Genomic DNA, 17765 nt, shown 5'->3' with positions numbered 1-17765 from the left:
AGCATCCGGCAAGGACAAGGCCGGACAAAGAAAGAGCAAGCAACTTCGTTAGTAAGGACATCGAACTATCTCTACACATGGGAATCTCCTGAAAGATCGTGAATTTCACAGCATTTTTCGGAGGTACTAAGGACATGGTCCGCAGACCGGCACACACATTCTCATGTGGGTGTGTTGATTGTCAATTTAAATGTGAAAAATGATTTTTACCGAGAAAAATGTTTACGTTTACATTTTTTACTGGAAGATCGTACAAGATGCTTCAACAAAGCCCTTCAGGTGGTCATCGGGCCGTGCAAAAAAACAGATGAGAAATGTTTACCTATTGCTGTCGCCGGGCCCGAACGATCAGGTGTTGACGCAGGTCCTATCGCTCCATGAGGGCAGTGATGAGCTGGAGAATGTATAGTTTTAGGCGTGTTGCCGTTGATATGAGTGGGTTTGCGTAGTGTCTGCTGTTGGTTGTCTCGTTCGAAGCGTGGGTTTGATTTGAGGAAAGGGATTGCGCGTGATGACTATATCGATTGATCGAGGAATGCGTTGCAACAGGACACGTTCGTGGTTCGTGGGTGGAGTGATAGCTGCTGCGATGCTGATCGTCAGTGCTCCTATAGCTTGTGCGCAGACTGCACCTGCGGCGCAGAGCACAGCACATGCGCGCGATGACATTGCCGGAAATTGGCAGGGGACGTTGCAGGCACCGCAGAGGGCGTTGCGGATTGTGATGAAGATCGCAAAGACAGATAAGGGGTGGAGCGCGTCGATGTACAGCATCGACCAGGGAGCGCAGCCCGTCAAGGCTTCGTCGGTTACGCTGGATGGCTCGACCTTCAAGTGCGCGGTAGACCTGATTGGCGGCGACTACCAGGGGACGTTGAGCGCGGATGGGAACTCCATTGCAGGGACGTGGACGCAGGGGCCCAAGCCGTTGCCGCTGACGCTGGTCCGCGCGACCACGGAGACGGCGTGGGAGATTCCTGCGCCGCCGCCTCCGCCGAAGCTGATGGCGGCGGATGCGGACCCGTCGTTTGAGGTGGCGACGATTAAGCCGAACGACTCCGGGGTTGGAAAGATGCAGGGGATTAAGGTCCGGGGGCGCAACTTCAGCGTCGTTAACGGCTCGCTGGGAGACCTGATTGCGTTTGCCTACGATATTCAGGTGAAGCAGATTGCGAACGGGCCCGATTGGCTGGAGAAGGACCGCTTCGACATCGACGGAGTGCCCGACAAAGACGGCGTGCCGAATGCGACGCAGTTGCGGAGCATGATGCGGAAGCTGCTGGCCAGCCGGTTTAAGCTGACCGCTCACGAGGAGAAGCGTGAGATGTCCGCCTATGTCCTGACCGTTGCGAAGAGCGGACAGAAGCTGACGCCGACCCAGGTGCATGGGCCGCTGCCCGGCTATGGCATGAGACCGGGGACGGGCGGATTGACGATGAACGTCATCAATTCAACGATCGAGGAGTTTACGAGCATTCTGCAGATGATGGTGCTGGACCGGCCTGTGGTAGACCAGACGGCGCTTACGGGACGGTACGATTTTCACTTCACGTTCATGCCCGACGATTCGGAGTTCAACGGCAATCCGCCCAAGCTACCGGCACTAGCGGAAGGTGTGGAAGCTGCTCCGGGTTTGTTCGAGGCGCTCCAGGCACAGGCGGGGTTGAAGCTGAGTGCGGAGAAGACGCCGGTGAAGGTTATTGCGATTGACCATGTGGAGAAGCCTTCGGCGAATTAGCGTGGTGAGGTGCAGAGGAATGAGTTTTTCCGCAAACTGTTTCTTCATGCAGATTGGCGCGAAGGGTAAACGTCTTCTTACCGTTGGCATGCTCCTTGCGATGGCGTCGGTTGGGTATGGGCAAACGAGCGCGCCTGCGCCTGCGGATAACCTGCCACGATTTGAGGTCGCCACGATTAAGCCGGTCGATCCTGAGCCCGGTGTCATTCATGAGATGGGAGTCAATGTCTATCCTGGGGGAAGGCTTGTTATCAGAGGCTTGTCGTTGAAGGCATTGATTGACGCCGCGTTTGGTCTGAGTTACTGGCAGCTATCGGGCGGTAGCGATTGGATGGATAAGGTTCGCTACGATGTTCAGGCCAAGGCTCCACAGACTGCGCAAACTGCGTTGATAGCGCCTGAGTCCACCTGGTTCAGCCTGAAAAATAAGCAGATGCAGCAGATGTTGCAGGCGTTGCTGATCGATCGGTTTCAGTTGAAGTTCCATCGTGAAACGAAGACGGGTACGGTGCTCATTCTGGAAAAGAGCGGCAAGCCGCTGAAGCTGCGCCCGACGAAGGAAACTGCGAACGACATATCCGGAGATTTTGGCAGGTTTGAGGGGCGTGGGATAAGTGGACACAATGCCTCAATGGATCAACTGGCAAAGTTTCTCAGCAACTCTATTGTGCATCGTCCGGTCCTGAACGAGACCGGGTTGGAGGGGCAATTTGATTTCGAGTCAAAGACGGTTCCGACCAATGCTGATTCTCAAAACAATGATCCATACGACGCGAACTCCGCTTTTCTGGATGCGGTCCGGGAGATAGGGCTTCGGTTGCGAACAACGAAAGGGCCGGTCGAGATGTTTGTGATTGACCATGCGGAGAGGCCGTCTCCGAATTAGTTGCGATCGTTTGTCAACGAAGGTGCAAAAAAAAGGCTACGACTTATGCTTGGATGGAGTGGGTGCGACGGCAAGGGTCTTCTGCTGGTTACGGTGGCTGTGACAGCGATGAGTGTAGCGGGTATTGCGACAGCGCAATCACCGACAGTGCCGGCGCCATCGTTTGAGGTGGCTTCCGTCCGTCAGGTCTCCAGAGGAAGTGGATATACATCGATTAGTCCGCTCGGATCTGCGCGGTTCTTTGCAAGGAACGCCTCGATGAAGCTGCTGATCGAGATGGCCTTTGGGGTTCAGGGCTATCAGATAGCAGGGAAGAATGTAGGTTGGATCGATTCGGAGCTCTACGACATTGAAGCGAAACCACAGGGTGATGTCAGCCTGAGTTATGAACAGTTGAAACCGCTATTGCAGCACTTGCTGGCGCAGCGGTTCAAACTGGAGGTTCATCACGAGCAGAAAGAGATTCAAGGCTATGCACTGAAGGTTGCAAAAAATGGGTCAAAACTCCAGGTAGGCAAGGAAGCTACCGGAATGGGATATATTTTGTCGAACGGAATCAGAGGTCCAGCCGTATCTATGTCCAGCTTAGCTGCCATGCTTGCTCACCCGGTAGGGACGCCGGTCGTAGACAAGACGGGCGTCACGGGCAAGTACAGTATCAAGCTGAATTTTGCACCTGATGGTTCGGCCGATTCGCCGTATCCGTCCATCTTTACTGCATTGCAAGAACAGCTTGGATTGAAATTGGAGCCGCAGAAGGTTGCCGTGGAGATGCTGGTGATTGATCGTCTGGACAAGGTGCCTTCGGCGAATTGATGGCAAGTGCGGGTCTGGCAAGAAAATAAATCTGTTGTCGTTGCGAACGTTCGTGGAGAGCAAGGCGTCTATTAGCTGCACCTTACATTTGGTTTCCGGGAGAGATGGATCAGTGATGACCGGGCGGGCGGTGCTTCGGCGGAAAAGGTTTGTGCTCCTTGCGATGGGGTGGATGGCCGTTGCTGTGCCGGTGCTGGGGCAGGGTGCGGCTGCTGGCGCCAAGAGGCCGGCGTATGACGTGGCTGCCATCAAGCTGAACAAGGTTGGTCGGGGCTGGAGGTTCAGTGGAACTGCGGATGGGTATTCCGCTACGAACGCTCCGCTGAAGATGCTGATCAGGTACGCCTATGACCTGAAAATGGATGATCAGATTTCAGGATTGCCCGGATGGGCGGACTCTGCACATTTTGATATTACGGCGAAGATGGATGAAGACACTCTGGCCGCGTTCAAGAAGCTGTCGAGGGAAGATAGCATGAAGCAACGCAGGTTGATGATGCAGTCGCTGCTGGAGGACCGCTTTCAACTGAAGGTTCACCACGTGAGCAAGCAGCTTCCCATCTTTGACCTGGTGGCCGCCAAGGGAGGGTTCAAGCTGAAGGATGCCGACCCGAAGAATGCGTCTACGAATGGCATCAAGGGGCCGGATGGAGTTGTTCATGGCAGCGTGATGTCCTTTGATGGCAGGCATCTGAAGGCGCAGGAGATACCAATCTCAGATCTAGCCGACATGTTGTCGAATTTCCTGAACCGGGAGGTTGTGGACAAGACGGGGCTGACGGGGAAGTATGATTTCACGCTCGAGTGGTCGCCGGAGGACAACCAGGGGCCAAAGATGTTGAACGGGCAACAAGATGCGACGGACACTGGGCCTTCGATCTTTACGGCCTTGCAGGAACAACTGGGGTTGAAGCTGGACTCGACCAAAGGGCCGGTGGACACGATCGTCGTTGATCACGTCGAGATGCCTTCGGAGAACTGATGCCGGGATTTCATTCGTCTTTAGGGCAGTGGGTGAGATGGTTGAGCCGAGGGTTGTGCGTGCTTGCGCTGCTGGGAGTTTCAGGCGCGGCGTTCGCTGTGGAGTATCACGGGCTGGTGATGTTTGGTGGGCTGCCGGTGCCCGGGGCGACGGTGACGGTCACGCAGCATGGGAAGAAGTTTGCCACGGTTACGGATACGCAGGGGCTCTATTCGTTTCCCGCGCTGGCGGATGGGGCGGCGACGGTTCGGGTTGAGATGACCGGCTTTGCCACGATGGAGCAGACGGTGACGATTGCTCCGAATGCCGCGATGGAGAAGTGGGAGTTGAAGCTGCTTTCGCTGGACCAGATGCGGGCTGAGCTGAAGCCTGTGCTGAGCGCGGACATGACGGCGGAGCAGGCGAGGAGCGAGCCGAAGAAGACGGGCGATGCGCCCAAACCGCGCGGCGACCAGCCAGCGCCGCCGGTTGAAGTTGCTCAGAGAGCGGACGATGGGTTGCTGATTAATGGCAGCGTGAATAATGCGGCGACATCGCAGTACTCGCTGTCGAGCCGGTTTGGAAACACAGCAAGCGGAAGGTCGCTGTATAACTTCGCGCTCAATGCGCGGGTCGATAATTCGGCGTTGGATGCGAGGTCATACTCGCTGGCTGGATTCGATACGCCGAAGCCTGAGACGAACCGGTTTACGGGCGGATTTTCCATGCAGGGGCCGCTCAAGATTCCCGGCCTGCTGCGCCATGGGCCGAACATCTTCGCGAACTATCAGCGGACGCGGAATGGCGTGGCTACTACGACTCCAGGCCTGGTGCCGGGCTTGCTGGAGCGGAGCGGTGACTTTTCGCAGGCGGTCAACTCGCAAGGCCAGCCGGTCGTGATCTACGATCCGGCGACGGGGCAGCCGTATCCGGGCAACAAGGTTCCGATCAGCCCAGAGGCGCAGGCTTTGCTGAAGCTCTATCCGCTGCCGAATGTTGTGGGGAACGCGCGTTACAACTATCAGATTCCACTCATTATCGACTCGCACTCGGATGCGGTGTACACCAACGTGAACAAGACTGTTGGGCGCAACAACCAGCTCAGCGGATTTTTTGCGGCGACGAGTACGCGCGGCAGCAGCACGACGCTGCTGGGCTTCGTCGATAGAACAAATGGATTGGGGATGAACAGCGCGGCTCATTGGGCGCATACATTTAATGCGCATCTGCGTATGAATTTGAGTTACCAGTTCAGCCGGCAATCCAATCGGATTACACCGTACTGGGAGAATCGTGCGAACATCTCCGGGCAGGCGGGGATCACGGGCAATAATCAGGAGCCGGTGAACTGGGGGCCGCCGACGCTGAACTTTGCGAGCGGAGTGACGGCGTTGACGGATGGGAACAGCTCGTTGATTCGCAATGAGACCAATGGAGCTTCGTACGCGATGACATGGAACAGATCGCCGCACAATATCACGGCAGGAATCGATTTCAGGCGGCAGGAGTTCAACTATCTCTCGCAGGCGAATCCACGCGGGACGTTCAGTTTTACTGGAGCGGCGACGGCGGGCAGCGCGGCGGGCAGCGGCTCGGATGTTGCGGATTTTCTGCTGGGCATTCCGAGCGCGAGCACGATCTCGTTTGGCAACGCGGACAAGTATCTGCGGCAGTCGGTCTACGATGCGTATCTGCAGGATGATTGGAGAGTGAATCCGCAACTGACAGTTAATGTAGGGGCTCGCTGGGAGTATGGCGCTCCGGTGACGGAGTTGAAGAACCGGCTGGTTAATTTGGATGTCGTGCCTGGCTTTGCTGCGGTTGCTCCTGTGCTGGCGAGTGATCCGACGGGCGCGCTGACCGGGCAACATTATCCGACGTCGCTGATGAGGCCGGACAGGCGCGGTCTAGAGCCGCGGATTGGCGTGTCGTGGCGGCCGCTTCCGGGATCGTCGCTGGTGGTGCGTGGGGGTTATGGGATTACTTATGACACGTCGGTGTATCAGGGGATTGCGATCCGGATGGCGCAGCAGGCTCCGCTGGCCAAGAGTCTGACGGTTGCGAACAGCGCCGCGTGTCCGTTGACGCTGGCGAATGGATTCAAAGTATGTCCGGGAAGCACGCCGCAGACCTTTGGCGTCGATCCGAACTTTCGCGTGGGATACGCACAGAGCTGGGACCTGAAGGTGCAGCGCGATCTGCCGTGGTCGCTTCAGATGATGGCGACGTATCTGGGGATTAAGGGAACGCACGGCGTACAGGAGTTTCTGCCGAACACGAATCCGGCGGGTGCGACGAATCCTTGTCCGAGCTGCCCGGCTGGGTTTGTGTACCTTGCGTCGGGCGGCAACTCGACGCGCGAGTCGGGACAGATTCAACTGCGTCGGCGGCTTCACAACGGATTGACCGCATCGGTTTTGTACACGTTTTCCAAGGGGATCGACGATGACTCCGCGTTCGGCGGCCAGGGGGCCGCGACCGGAGGCTCGGCTACGATTGCGCAGGATTGGCGCAACCTGCGGGGCGAGCGCGGGCTTTCGTCGTTTGATCAGCGACACCTTGTGAATGTACTGGTGCAGTACACCACGGGGATGGGACTGGGCGGAGGAACGCTGCTGAGCGGATGGCGAGGGCGACTCTACAAGGATTGGACGATTCAGACGCAGATTAATGCGGGAAGCGGCTTGCCGCAGACGCCGGTTGATTCGTCGGTGGTGGTCTCGGGTTACTCGGCGTTTGTGCGCCCGAATGTTACGGGCGCGCCTCTGTATGCGGCACCGCCTGGGTTGTTTCTGAATCCAGCGGCCTATGCGCCGCCAGCTTCGGGGCAGTGGGGGAATGCGCGCAGAAATGCCATCACGGGGCCGGGGCAGTTCAGTCTGAACGCTGCGATGGTGCGCACGTTTCGCGTGGATGCGAAGGTGAGTCTCGATCTACAGTTGGCTGCGACGAACGCGCTGAACCATGTCGCGTACTCCGGCTGGATGACGAACATTAACAGTACGCAGTTTGGCCTTCCTGCATCGGCCAATGCGATGCGCAGCTTTGAGACTTCTCTGCGGTTGAGGTTCTGATATATGCGATGGCTTGTCTCCATCTCGACTGCAATGACGCTGGTGGGAACGCTTGTGGCTGGAGCACGTGCGGCAGGCGCGCAGGTGATCGGGCAGAATTCGCAGGTGAGCGGCAGCAACGGAGCGTACACCTTGTCGGTCAGCTCGAAGCTGGTGATTGAGGCGGTCAACGTCAAGGACAAGGAAGGGAAGTCGATCAACGGGCTTACCGCCAAAGACTTCACGGTTACGGAGAACGGCGTGCCGCAGAAGGTGAGCTTCTGCGAATACCAGGAGATGCCGATGGCTCCCCCCGTCGCACCGGCGAAGCCTGCTCCGGAGAACATCACGGTGTACAACCGGCTGGCCGTGACGCAGTTTGCGCCGGAGAAGCCGGGCGACGTTCGCTACAAGGACAAGCGGCTGATTGCGATGTACTTTGACCTGACGGCCCTGTCGCCTGATGACAAGCTGCGCGCGCTCGAGGCCGCGCAGAAGTTCATTCGGACGCAGATGACCTCTGCTGATCGGGTTGCGCTTGTACGCTATGGCGGCGGCTCGGTGGATGTCCTCCAGGACTTCACCGACGATCACGACCGGCTGCTGAGCATTCTGGAGACCCTGATCGTGGGCGAGAATCAGCAGGCAGAAGATACGACCGATGACGCCAGCGCCGCCGACACTGGAGCTGCGTTCGGTCAGGACACCAGCGAGTTCAACCTGTTTAATACCGACCGTCAACTTTCCGCGTTGCAGACGGTGGCGAAGATGCTCGGGCGGTTAAACGAAAAGAAGGTGCTGATCTACTTTGCGAGCGGGTTAACGCTGCATGGCGTTGACAATCAGGCGCAGCTTCATGCAACGGTGGACGAAGCGATACGTTCTGGCGTGACGTTCTGGCCGATTGATGCGCGCGGGCTGGTGGCGTCCGCTCCGCTGGGAGACGCCACGCAGGGGTCGCAGGGCAATGGCGGGATGTATTCGGGCACGGCGGCGCTGGCATCCACGTCGCGGTTTCAACAGTCGCAGGACACGCTCTATGCGCTGGCTGGAGATACGGGAGGCAAGGCGCTGCTCGACTATAACGACCTGACGCGCGGTATCGTGCAGGCGCAGCAGAGCGTCACGAGTTATTACATTCTTGGGTATTACACGACGAATGTGACGCCGGATGGCCGCTTCAGGCGTATCAAAATCGACGTCAAACCAGAGCTTGCCGCGAAGCTCGACTATCGGCAGGGCTACTACGCGAGCAAGCAGTTCGAGAAGTTCACCGCAGCGGATAAGGAACGGCAACTGGAAGACGCGCTGATGCTGGGCGATCCGGTGACGGATCTTACGATTGCGATGGAGATTAATTATTTTCAACTGAACCGCGCGGAGTACTTTGTGCCGGTCGTGGTGAAGATTCCAGGACGTGAACTTGCGCTGGCGAAGAAGCGCGGAGCGGAGCATACGCTCATCGACTTTTTGCTTGAGGTGAAGGACGAACTCGGCAACAACATGACTGTCGAGAGCATGCGCGACAATGTAGACATCAAACTGAGCGATGAAACGGCGGCGGAACTGGCCAAGCGTCCGGTGGAATATGACACAGGCTTTACGCTCTTGCCGGGTAAGTACTCGATCAAGTTTCTGGCGCGCGACGATGAGACGGGAAGAATCGGAACCTTCCAGACATCGTTCGTTATTCCCAACCTGAACAAGGAGACGAAGCAGGTTGCTATTAGTTCAGTGGTGCTGGGAAGCCAGCGCATCGACCTGAAAGATGCGATCTACAACGCGGCTAAGCAGAAGGAGCTTGCCAAAGACAATGCTGCCAGCCCGCTTGTGCTCAATGGACAGAAGTTGATACCGAGCGTGACGCGAGTATTCAGCAAGAGCCGCGACCTTTATGTCTACCTGCAGGCTTATGAGCAGGGTGCAGCAAGCACGCAGCCACTGATTGCGTATGTCAGTTTCTATCAGGGGCAGACCAGGGTCTTTGAGACGCACCCGATGGAGGTCACGAGCGGAATGAATAACTCCGTGAAGACGATGCCGCTGCGATTCAGCATCGGACTGAATGCGTTGCCTCCGGGAGACTATGACTGCCAGGTGACGGTGCTCGACCCAACGAGCGAGAAGAGCGCCTTCTGGCAGGCGCCGATCACGCTGGTTCCGTAGGAGGGATCCTCAGTGAGAGTCAGCGCGCGGAGAGACGATCGAGATCCAGGTTGAGTTCGAGGACGTTGACGCGGGGTTCGCCGAGGAAGCCGAGTTGACGACCGCTGGTGTGGCGGACGACGAGTTGGCGAACTGTATCTTCAGAGAGGTGACGCATAGTGGCAACGCGCGCGATCTGAAACTCCGCCGCTGCCGGAGTGATGTCGGGGTCGAGGCCGGAGGCAGAGGCTGTGACGAGATCGATCGGGACATCAGTGCTCGGATTGTTTTGTTGGAGTGCGACTGCGTCGTTGGCGATACGCTCGATCAGCTTTTTGCTGGTGGGGGCGAGATTGGAGCCGCCGGAGTTGGCGGCATCGTAGCCTGTGCCTGCGGCCGAGGGACGGGAGTGAAAGTATCCGGGCGCAGTGAATGGCTGGCCGATGAGGCGGGAGCCGACGAGTTGACCGGGACGACCATCGGTGCCGTTCGCATAGATGAGCTGTCCGTTTGCTTTGTCTCGGAAGAGAAGCTGCGCGGCGGCGGTGACTACGACGGGATAGGCAACGCCGAAGATGATGGTGGTGATGACGGTGTAGAGAAGGGCGGTGACGAGATGGCGACGCATGGTGGTGGTCCTCAGGCCAGATGCATGGCGGTGATGATGAGGTCGATGAGCTTGATACCGGCGAAAGGTGCGATGATGCCGCCGAGGCCGTAGAGGATGAGGTTGCGGCGGAGAAGGGCCTCTGCGGACATGGCCTTGTAACTGACGCCGCGCAGCGCGAGCGGGATGAGGCCGATGATAATCAGCGCGTTGAAGATGACTGCCGAGAGAATTGCCGACTGCGGCGTTTTGAGGTGCATGATGTTGAGCGCATTGAGCACGGGAAAGGAGGCGGCAAACATGGCGGGAATGATGGCGAAGTATTTAGCGACATCGTTGGCAATGGAGAAGGTAGTGAGTGCGCCGCGCGTCATTAGAAGCTGTTTGCCGATCTCGACAATTTCGATGAGCTTAGTCGGGTTACTGTCGAGATCGACCATGTTGCCGGCTTCCTTGGCGGCCTGCGTGCCGGTGTTCATGGCAACCCCTACGTCGGCCTGAGCAAGCGCGGGCGCGTCGTTGGTTCCGTCGCCGGTCATGGCGACGAGCTTGCCTTCGGACTGCTCGCGGCGGATGAGATCCATTTTGTCTTTTGGTTTGGCTTCGGCGAGGAAGTCATCGACGCCAGCTTCGCGGGCAATGGCTGCGGCGGTGAGAGGGTTGTCGCCGGTGATCATGATGGTGCGGATGCCCATGGCGCGAAGCTGGCTGAAGCGTTCCTTGATGCCGCCTTTGACGATGTCCTTCAAATGAATGACACCGAGTGCCTGGCGGTTTTCCGCGACGACGAGCGGTGTGCCTCCGCTGCGGGCTATGGTTTCGACGGCGGCGCGGACTTCCTCGGGGAAGACGCCGCCGTTTTCCTGGATAAAGCGAGCGATGGCGTCGGTGGAGCCTTTACGGATGACGCGGCCGTCGAGGTTGATGCCTGACATGCGCGTGGTGGCGGAGAAGGGGACGAACTCCGCTTGTAGCTCATGGAAGTCGCGGCCACGAAGGTTGTACTGTTCTTTTGCGAGGACGACGATGCTGCGGCCTTCCGGGGTTTCGTCGGGAAGCGAAGAGAGTTGTGCGGCGTCAGCGAGTTGATTTTTGGTGACGCCGGGTGCGGGGATGAACTCGGCTGCCTGGCGGTTGCCAAAGGTGATGGTGCCGGTCTTGTCGAGCAGAAGCGTGTTGACGTCGCCTGCGGCTTCGACGGCGCGGCCCGACATGGCGAGCACGTTGTGCTGCACGAGGCGGTCCATGCCTGCAATGCCGATGGCAGAAAGCAGACCGCCGATGGTGGTTGGAATCAGGCAGACCAGTAGTGAGATGAGGACGAAGACAGTTTGTGGCGCGGTGGAATAGATGGCGATGGGCTGCAGGGTGACGACAGCAAGCAGAAAGATGATAGTGAGGCCGGCGAGAAGAATGTTGAGGGCGATCTCGTTGGGCGTCTTCTGGCGCTCGGCGCCTTCGACGAGGGCGATCATGCGGTCGAGGAAGGTTTCGCCGGGGTTGGAGGTGATGCGGACTGTGATCTGGTCGGAGAGGACGCGCGTGCCTCCGGTAACGGCGGAGCGGTCGCCTCCTGCTTCCCGGATGACGGGCGCGGATTCGCCGGTGATTGCGGACTCATCGACAGAGGCGACACCGTCGATGACTTCGCCGTCTCCGGGAATCATGTTGCCCGCGGTGACGAGGACGATGTCGCCTGCTCGGAGATCGCAACTAGCGATCTCTTCGGTTGCGCCGTCTGGTAAAAGGCGGAAAGCTGTGGTTTCGGATTTGGCGCGACGCAGGGAATCCGCCTGGGCTTTGCCGCGGCCTTCGGCCATGGCCTCGGCAAAATTTGCGAAGAGGATGGTGAACCAAAGCCAGAGGGTGATTTGAAGATCGAAGAGCAGCGCATGATGGTTTCCCGCGAGATCGCGGAAGAGGTAGATGGAGGTGATGACGCTCCCGATCTCGACCACGAACATGACGGGGTTCTTCATCATCATGCGCGGGTTGAGCTTGAACAGCGCGTCAAGCAGAGCACGGCGTACGATCTTTGCGTCCCAGAGAGATTGTTTGCGAGTGTTTGGCATGTTTTCTGTTCCTGACAGTCCTGCGCTTAGAAGACTTTGCCTGCGTACATGAGGAGGTGTTCGAGGATGGGGCCGAGCGCGAGTACGGGAAAGAAGGTAAGCGCGCCGACGATGAGAATGACTCCAATGAGCAACACGGTGAAGAGCGGCGTGTGTACGGGGAAGGTGCCGGTGGAAGCGGGCACGAGCTTCTTTCGTCCGAGATTGCCTGCAATGGCAAGCATGGGGACGATCATGAGAAAGCGGCCCAGCAGCATTGCACCGGCCAGCGACAAGTTGTACCAGTGCGTGTTTGCATTGAGTCCGGCGAAGGCGGAGCCGTTGTTGCCGGTGGCGGAGGTGTAGGCGTAGAGGATTTCAGAGAGGCCGTGCGGGCCGGCGTTGGCGAGCGAGGAGAGGCCGAGATTTGGCATCATTAGCGCGATTGCGGTGAGTGTGAGGATGGACAGAGGAAAGATGAGCACGTAGAGCATGGCCATCTTGACGTCGTAGGACTCGATTTTTTTGCCGAGATACTCCGGCGTGCGACCGACCATGAGGCCGGCGATGAAGACAGCAAGGATGACAAAGATCAACATGCCGTAGAGCCCGGAGCCGACTCCGCCGAAGATAATTTCGCCGAGCATGATATTTACCATAGGCACGAGACCGCCGAGAGGCATGAAGGAGTCGTGCATACTGTTGACTGCGCCGCAGCTTGCGTCCGTTGTCACTGTGGCGAAGAGTGCGGAGTCTGCGATGCCGAAGCGGACCTCCTTACCTTCCATGTTGCCGCCGGGTTGCAGCGCCGAGGCGCGCTGATCGATGTGCAATCCGGATGTTGCAAGGAGTGGGTTGGGCTGGGATTCTGCGTAGTAGGCAACGAAGACGCCAACGAAGAAGAGCGCGGCCATGGCGGCAAAGACGGCCCATCCGTGTGCGGGAGAGCGCGTCATGCGGCCAAGAGTGACGGTGAGCGCACCGGGGATGAGGAAGATGGAAAACATCTGCATCATGTTCGAGAGCGGCGTGGGGTTCTCGAATGGATGCGCGCTGTTGGCGTTGAAGAACCCGCCGCCGTTGGTTCCGAGCATCTTGATGGCCTCCTGTGAAGCGACGGGGCCCTGGGCGATGGTTTGAGTCGTGATGGTCTGGGTTGTGACCTTTCCGTCCGGAGACGTGGTGGAAACAACTTGTGGCTGCACAAGTTTTGCCTGATCGTAGGGGCGGAAGTTCTGAACGACGCCCTGCCCGACCAGAAGGAGAGCATAGATGAAGCAGGTGGGAAGCAACACCCAGAGCGAGGCGCGTGTGATGTCCACCCAGAAGTTGCCGAGCGTCTTTGATTCTCTGCGGGAGATGCCTCGAACCAGGGCAATGGCGAGAGCGATACCGACGGCAGCGGAAAAAAAGTTGTGGTACGCGAGCGTGAGCATCTGGGTGAGATAGCTCATCGTCGTCTCTGGCACATAGGACTGCCAGTTGGTGTTAGAAGTGAAGGAGGCCGCGGTGTTGAGGGCGAGATCGGGGCTGACGGCTGGAAGGTGCTGCGGGTTGAGAGGGAGCAGGTGCTGGAGCCGCTCTACTGCATACGTGACAAGCATGGTGACGAGGCTGAACAGAAGCATGACAACGCCGTACTCGGTCCAGCGCATTTCATGTGACTCATCGATGTGGGCAATGCGATAGATGAGGCGTTCGATGGGGCGAAAGATACGGTCCGCAAAAGTGCGTTCACGCTCGAAGACTCGTGCCATGTAGATGCCGAGAGGCTTCGCGGAGACGAGAACGAGGGCGAAGAAGAAGGAGATTTGAAGCCAGCCGTTGAGAGTCATTGGGAAGATGTTCCTTTAGAAGCGTTCCGGACACAGCAGTGCGTAGACGAGATACACAAGGACCGCGAGCGAAACGAGGAGGAGAAGCAACGTGTCGAGCGTCATTTTCCCTCCCCGGTTCGCAGGCGGTCGCATCCGGCGATGTAGGCGATGGCGAGGAGAAAGAAGAGAGTCGAAGCGGCAATCATCAAGGCATCCCACATGACCCTATGGAATGCCTTGAGGCATAAAGAGTGCGTAGGAAAGCTATAAAGATTTCGTAAAGGCGTTATTGATCGTCATTGCCGGAGGGGAGAAAGCGATAGCCGATCCAGGGCTCCGTGATGATGTAGCGTGGCTCATCGGCGGCTTCGATCTTCTTGCGTAGCTGGCCGATGTTGACGCGAAGATACTCAGGCTGATCGGCATTGGCGCCCCACACTGCATGGAGCAGGGTGCGGTGGGTGAGGACCTGGTCGGGACGCTCGGCGAAGCAGGTCAGCAGATCGAACTGTTTTGGGGTGAGATGGACTTCCTGGCCGCGGACCGTAACGCGGTGTTGCAGCTTGTCGATGTGAAAGTCACCGATGTCGATGACGTCAGGTTCTTCGCCAGTGGAGGCAACTGTCCGGCGCAACTGTGCTCGAACTCGTGCCTGGAGCTCCTGAATGCTGAAGGGCTTGGTGACATAGTCGTCCGCGCCGGCGTCGAGGGCTTCGATCTTCATGCGCTCGTTGTTGCGGACAGAGAGGACGATGATGGGAACCTGCGATTCCTGGCGGAGTTCGCGGCACAGGTCAACCCCGTTCATCTCGGGCATGGAGACATCGGTGATGACGAGATCGGGGTTCCATTCGCGGGCCATGTCCGCGCCCTCTGCTCCGTTGGATGCAACGCGCACTGAGTAGCCTTGCGCGGAGAGGGCCGTGCGAAGGACACGCATGATCTGCGGTTCGTCATCTACGATGAGAATCTTTGCAGGCTGGTCGCGCTCGCCGGGTTTCATTCATGCCCCCGGTGCTGTGTGACGATGTGGACATCGACGGTTGGGGCCTCCGAGAGAAAGTGCTGAATGGCCCAGTAGTAGAGATATTTGCGAAATCCTTTGACGGCGGTGCGGCCGAAGATGATGTGGGTGATGCGCTTGTCACGGACGAACTCGGCAGCAGCGCGGGCCACGCTGGTACCTTTGACGGTGATTACCTGAGCGCCAAGGTTGCGTGCAAACTGCATGTTGGCTTCGAGCGTGCCGGGTTCTTCGTCGCGGTCGCCTGTGTCGATGTGGAGGACGAAGAGTTCGCCGTTGACTCCCTCTGCGACCCGCGCCCCGCGTGCGATGAGAACCTGCGAGGCGCTGTTGGAGCTGATGCAGACGGCCACACGCTCGCGCACGGCCCAGTGCTCCTGAATGCGCTTTGCATCCATGTAGGCGGTAAGCGTGCGGTCTACCGCTTTGGTGACGTGTTGCAGGGCCAGTTCACGAAGGGCGATGAGATTGCCGCGGCGGAAGAAGTTGGCGAGCGCCTTCTCCGCGCGACCGGTGCCGTAGATGTCGCCGCGCTTCATACGGGTTTGCAGGGCCTCGGGCGTGAGGTCGGCCATGACGATCTCGTCGGCGCGCTGGACGAGCCAGTCGGGAACAGTCTCCCGAATCTGGACTCCGGTGATGCTCTGTACGGTTGGGGCGACGCTTTCGATGTGTTGCACGTTCATGGTTGCGAGCACGTCAATATTGGCGGCAAGCACGTCGAGCACGTCCTCGTATCGCTTGCGATGCTTCGAGCCTTCGATGTTGGTGTGGGCAAGCTCGTCGATGAGAACGATCTGCGGACGGCGGGCAAGGATTCCGTCAAGATCCATCTCCTCGAAAGCGACACCTTTGTACTCGATTCTGCGGCGGGGGACTTTTTCAAGCTGGTCGGCCAGTTCTGCGGTTGGAGGACGCCCATGTGTTTCGACGACGCCGATGACGATGTCTTCGCCGCGCTGGTGCCGGCGGATGGCCTCGCTCAACATGTTGTAGGTTTTGCCGACGCCGGGGGCGTATCCCAGAAAGAGCTTGAACGTGCCGCGGGTCTTTTCGGGGGCTACTTTTTCCAGCCACTCTTCCGGGCTTTTCGTGGCGGGACTGGATGGAGTGCGGGTTGACATAAGGCTAAGATATGGATGTGTCGCGCTCGGTTCTATTCAGCATAATCCGGTATGTCGTATCGACGGGTACGCTCGCAGTCATTGTAGCCGTGTATGTTCTCTGGGTACATGTCAATGAGATGACTGTCGCAATGACGTTACTGGTTGTCATCCTGATTGCAGCGTCTACGTCAGGCCTGCGCCATGCGATTTATCTCTCTCTGCTGTCTTCAGCAGCGTTTAATTTCTTCTTCCTTCCGCCGGTGCTCACATTTACGATTCGCGAACCGCGAAATTGGGTGGCGCTGCTTTCATTTCTGGTTACAGGCATCATTGCAAGCCAGCTTGCTGAGCGGGCGCGAACGGAGGCAACGCTTTCACGGCGGCGACAGAGAGAGGCGGAGCTTCTCTATGAGTTTAGCCAAGAGATGCTGGTGACGGGCAACGTCATCGACCTGCTCAACAAGCTGCCGCGTATCATCGCGACCACCTTTGGGCTTTCCGGTGCTGCGCTGTATCTGCGGGAAAAGGACCGGGTGTACCGGTCGAGTCCGGATTTTATGGACATTACGGCGGCGGAACTCCGCGATGTTGCGTTTATGCGGGACCACGTTCGCGATCAGGTTCGTTCGGTGACGCTGGCGCCTATCCTGCTCGGGACGCGACCGATTGGCTCGGTCGGCATCGTGGGTTCGGGCACGTCGTCCGAGGCTCTGGACGCCGTGTGCGGACTGGCCGCCATTGCGGTTGAACGGTCCGGAGCGATGGAGTCTCTGGCGCATCTGGAGGCGTCGCGAGAGAGCGAGCGGTTGCGGAACGCTTTGCTCGATTCAGTGGCTCACGAGTTGAGGACTCCGTTGACGTCGATCACCGCAGCGATCACCAGTTTGCAGTCGAATCCGCAGCTCAATTCGGTACAGAGCGCGGAGCTAATGCAGGTGATTGAAGAAGAGGCGGCACGGCTGAACCGGCTGGTGGGGCAGGCCATGGAGATGGCCGAACTGGATGCACACGACATCAAGCTGAACCTGCAGCCGCATTCTATCCGGCGTGTGATTGAAAGGGCACTCGATGAGGCGCAGTTGCGCAATCATCCGGTTGATGTCCGGCTGCCGGAATCGTTGCCTGAAGTGGAATTAGATATGGATCGCATCGGCAAGGTGCTTCACCACCTGCTGGAGAATGCGGCGAAGTACTCGGAGGCGCAAACCCCCATCTTCATCAGTGCCGAGGTGTCCAAAGGGAAGCTTGTGACCAGCGTCGCAGATCGCGGTATCGGGGTCGATGATATGGAGCGATTGATGATCTTCGACAAGTTTTATCGAGGGCAGGGACAGCGTTATCGTGTGCAGGGCACCGGCATGGGCCTGGCCATCGCGAAAGCGATCGTTGAAGCACATGGAGGCGCGATTGAGGTGACAAGCCAGCCTGGCCATGGCTCCGTCTTTTCATTCTCACTCCCGATTTCCTCGGCATCGCAAAACGACACAAGTTTGTGAGGACGGCGTTTTATTCCCACTGGTTTGCGGTCGATGCTATTCGCACGCGCTGCTTGTTGTATTTC

13 protein-coding genes are annotated in these 17765 nt (G+C 58.2%); 7 read left to right on the top strand and 6 right to left on the bottom strand.

Annotation, left to right across the window (positions count from 1 at the left end; translation table 11 throughout):
• Positions 1-589: 589 nt before the first annotated feature.
• The 6 genes from VFU66_RS14880 to VFU66_RS14855 all read left to right on the top strand — a co-directional run bounded on the left by VFU66_RS14880 (position 590) and on the right by VFU66_RS14855 (position 9620).
• Complete coding sequence (locus VFU66_RS14880) at positions 590-1738, top strand: TIGR03435 family protein (RefSeq protein ID WP_326447053.1); 1149 nt, start codon at positions 590-592, stop codon at positions 1736-1738.
• 19 nt (positions 1739-1757) lie between these two features.
• Positions 1758-2624 carry a TIGR03435 family protein gene (locus tag VFU66_RS14875; protein WP_326447052.1) on the top strand — a complete coding sequence of 289 codons (867 nt, stop codon included), beginning with the start codon at positions 1758-1760 and terminating at the stop codon, positions 2622-2624.
• A gap of 45 nt (positions 2625-2669) precedes the next feature.
• On the top strand, positions 2670-3440 hold the full coding sequence (locus VFU66_RS14870) for a TIGR03435 family protein (protein WP_326447080.1): 771 nt from the start codon (positions 2670-2672) through the stop codon (positions 3438-3440).
• 115 nt (positions 3441-3555) lie between these two features.
• Positions 3556-4422, top strand: coding sequence for a TIGR03435 family protein (locus VFU66_RS14865; protein WP_326447051.1), 867 nt, complete (start codon positions 3556-3558; stop codon positions 4420-4422).
• Between the two features lie 32 nt (positions 4423-4454).
• Positions 4455-7475: an outer membrane beta-barrel protein gene (locus tag VFU66_RS14860; RefSeq protein ID WP_414649462.1), complete on the top strand. Its 3021-nt coding sequence runs from the start codon at positions 4455-4457 to the stop codon at positions 7473-7475.
• A 3-nt stretch (positions 7476-7478) separates the two neighbouring features.
• Positions 7479-9620 carry a VWA domain-containing protein gene (locus VFU66_RS14855; RefSeq protein WP_326447049.1) on the top strand — a complete coding sequence of 714 codons (2142 nt, stop codon included), beginning with the start codon at positions 7479-7481 and terminating at the stop codon, positions 9618-9620.
• Between the two features lie 19 nt (positions 9621-9639).
• Here the strand turns inward: VFU66_RS14855 and kdpC are convergent, their stop codons facing one another.
• The 6 genes from kdpC to VFU66_RS14830 form a co-directional block, all read right to left on the bottom strand.
• The gene (gene kdpC / locus VFU66_RS14850) at positions 9640-10227 is read right to left on the bottom strand and encodes a potassium-transporting ATPase subunit KdpC (protein WP_326447048.1); all 588 of its coding nucleotides are present in this window, start codon (positions 10225-10227) and stop codon (positions 9640-9642) included.
• Positions 10228-10238: 11 nt separating this feature from the next.
• Positions 10239-12278, bottom strand: coding sequence for a potassium-transporting ATPase subunit KdpB (kdpB, locus tag VFU66_RS14845; RefSeq protein WP_326447047.1), 2040 nt, complete (start codon positions 12276-12278; stop codon positions 10239-10241).
• A 26-nt stretch (positions 12279-12304) separates the two neighbouring features.
• The gene (gene kdpA, locus VFU66_RS14840; RefSeq protein WP_326447046.1) at positions 12305-14092 is read right to left on the bottom strand and encodes a potassium-transporting ATPase subunit KdpA; all 1788 of its coding nucleotides are present in this window, start codon (positions 14090-14092) and stop codon (positions 12305-12307) included.
• 15 nt (positions 14093-14107) lie between these two features.
• Entirely contained in the window at positions 14108-14197 is a 90-nt protein-coding gene (locus VFU66_RS15785; protein WP_414649460.1) for a potassium-transporting ATPase subunit F, read from the bottom strand.
• A 163-nt stretch (positions 14198-14360) separates the two neighbouring features.
• Complete coding sequence (locus tag VFU66_RS14835) at positions 14361-15077, bottom strand: response regulator transcription factor (RefSeq protein WP_326447045.1); 717 nt, start codon at positions 15075-15077, stop codon at positions 14361-14363.
• Positions 15074-16222, bottom strand: a complete 1149-nt coding sequence (locus tag VFU66_RS14830; RefSeq protein ID WP_326447044.1) for a histidine kinase — start codon at positions 16220-16222, stop codon at positions 15074-15076. Before VFU66_RS14830 ends, VFU66_RS14835 begins: the two co-directional genes overlap by 4 nt.
• An 11-nt stretch (positions 16223-16233) precedes the next feature.
• Here VFU66_RS14830 and VFU66_RS14825 point away from each other — a divergent pair, with 11 nt between their 5' ends.
• The gene (locus VFU66_RS14825) at positions 16234-17700 is read left to right on the top strand and encodes a sensor histidine kinase (protein WP_326447043.1); all 1467 of its coding nucleotides are present in this window, start codon (positions 16234-16236) and stop codon (positions 17698-17700) included.
• Positions 17701-17765: the final 65 nt, after the last annotated feature.

The sequence above is a fragment of the Edaphobacter sp. genome, from assembly GCF_035763405.1.
Classification (GTDB): domain Bacteria; phylum Acidobacteriota; class Terriglobia; order Terriglobales; family Acidobacteriaceae; genus Edaphobacter.
Note: the sequence above shows the minus strand (reverse complement) of the source record. Positions and strands in the feature narration are given on the sequence as shown.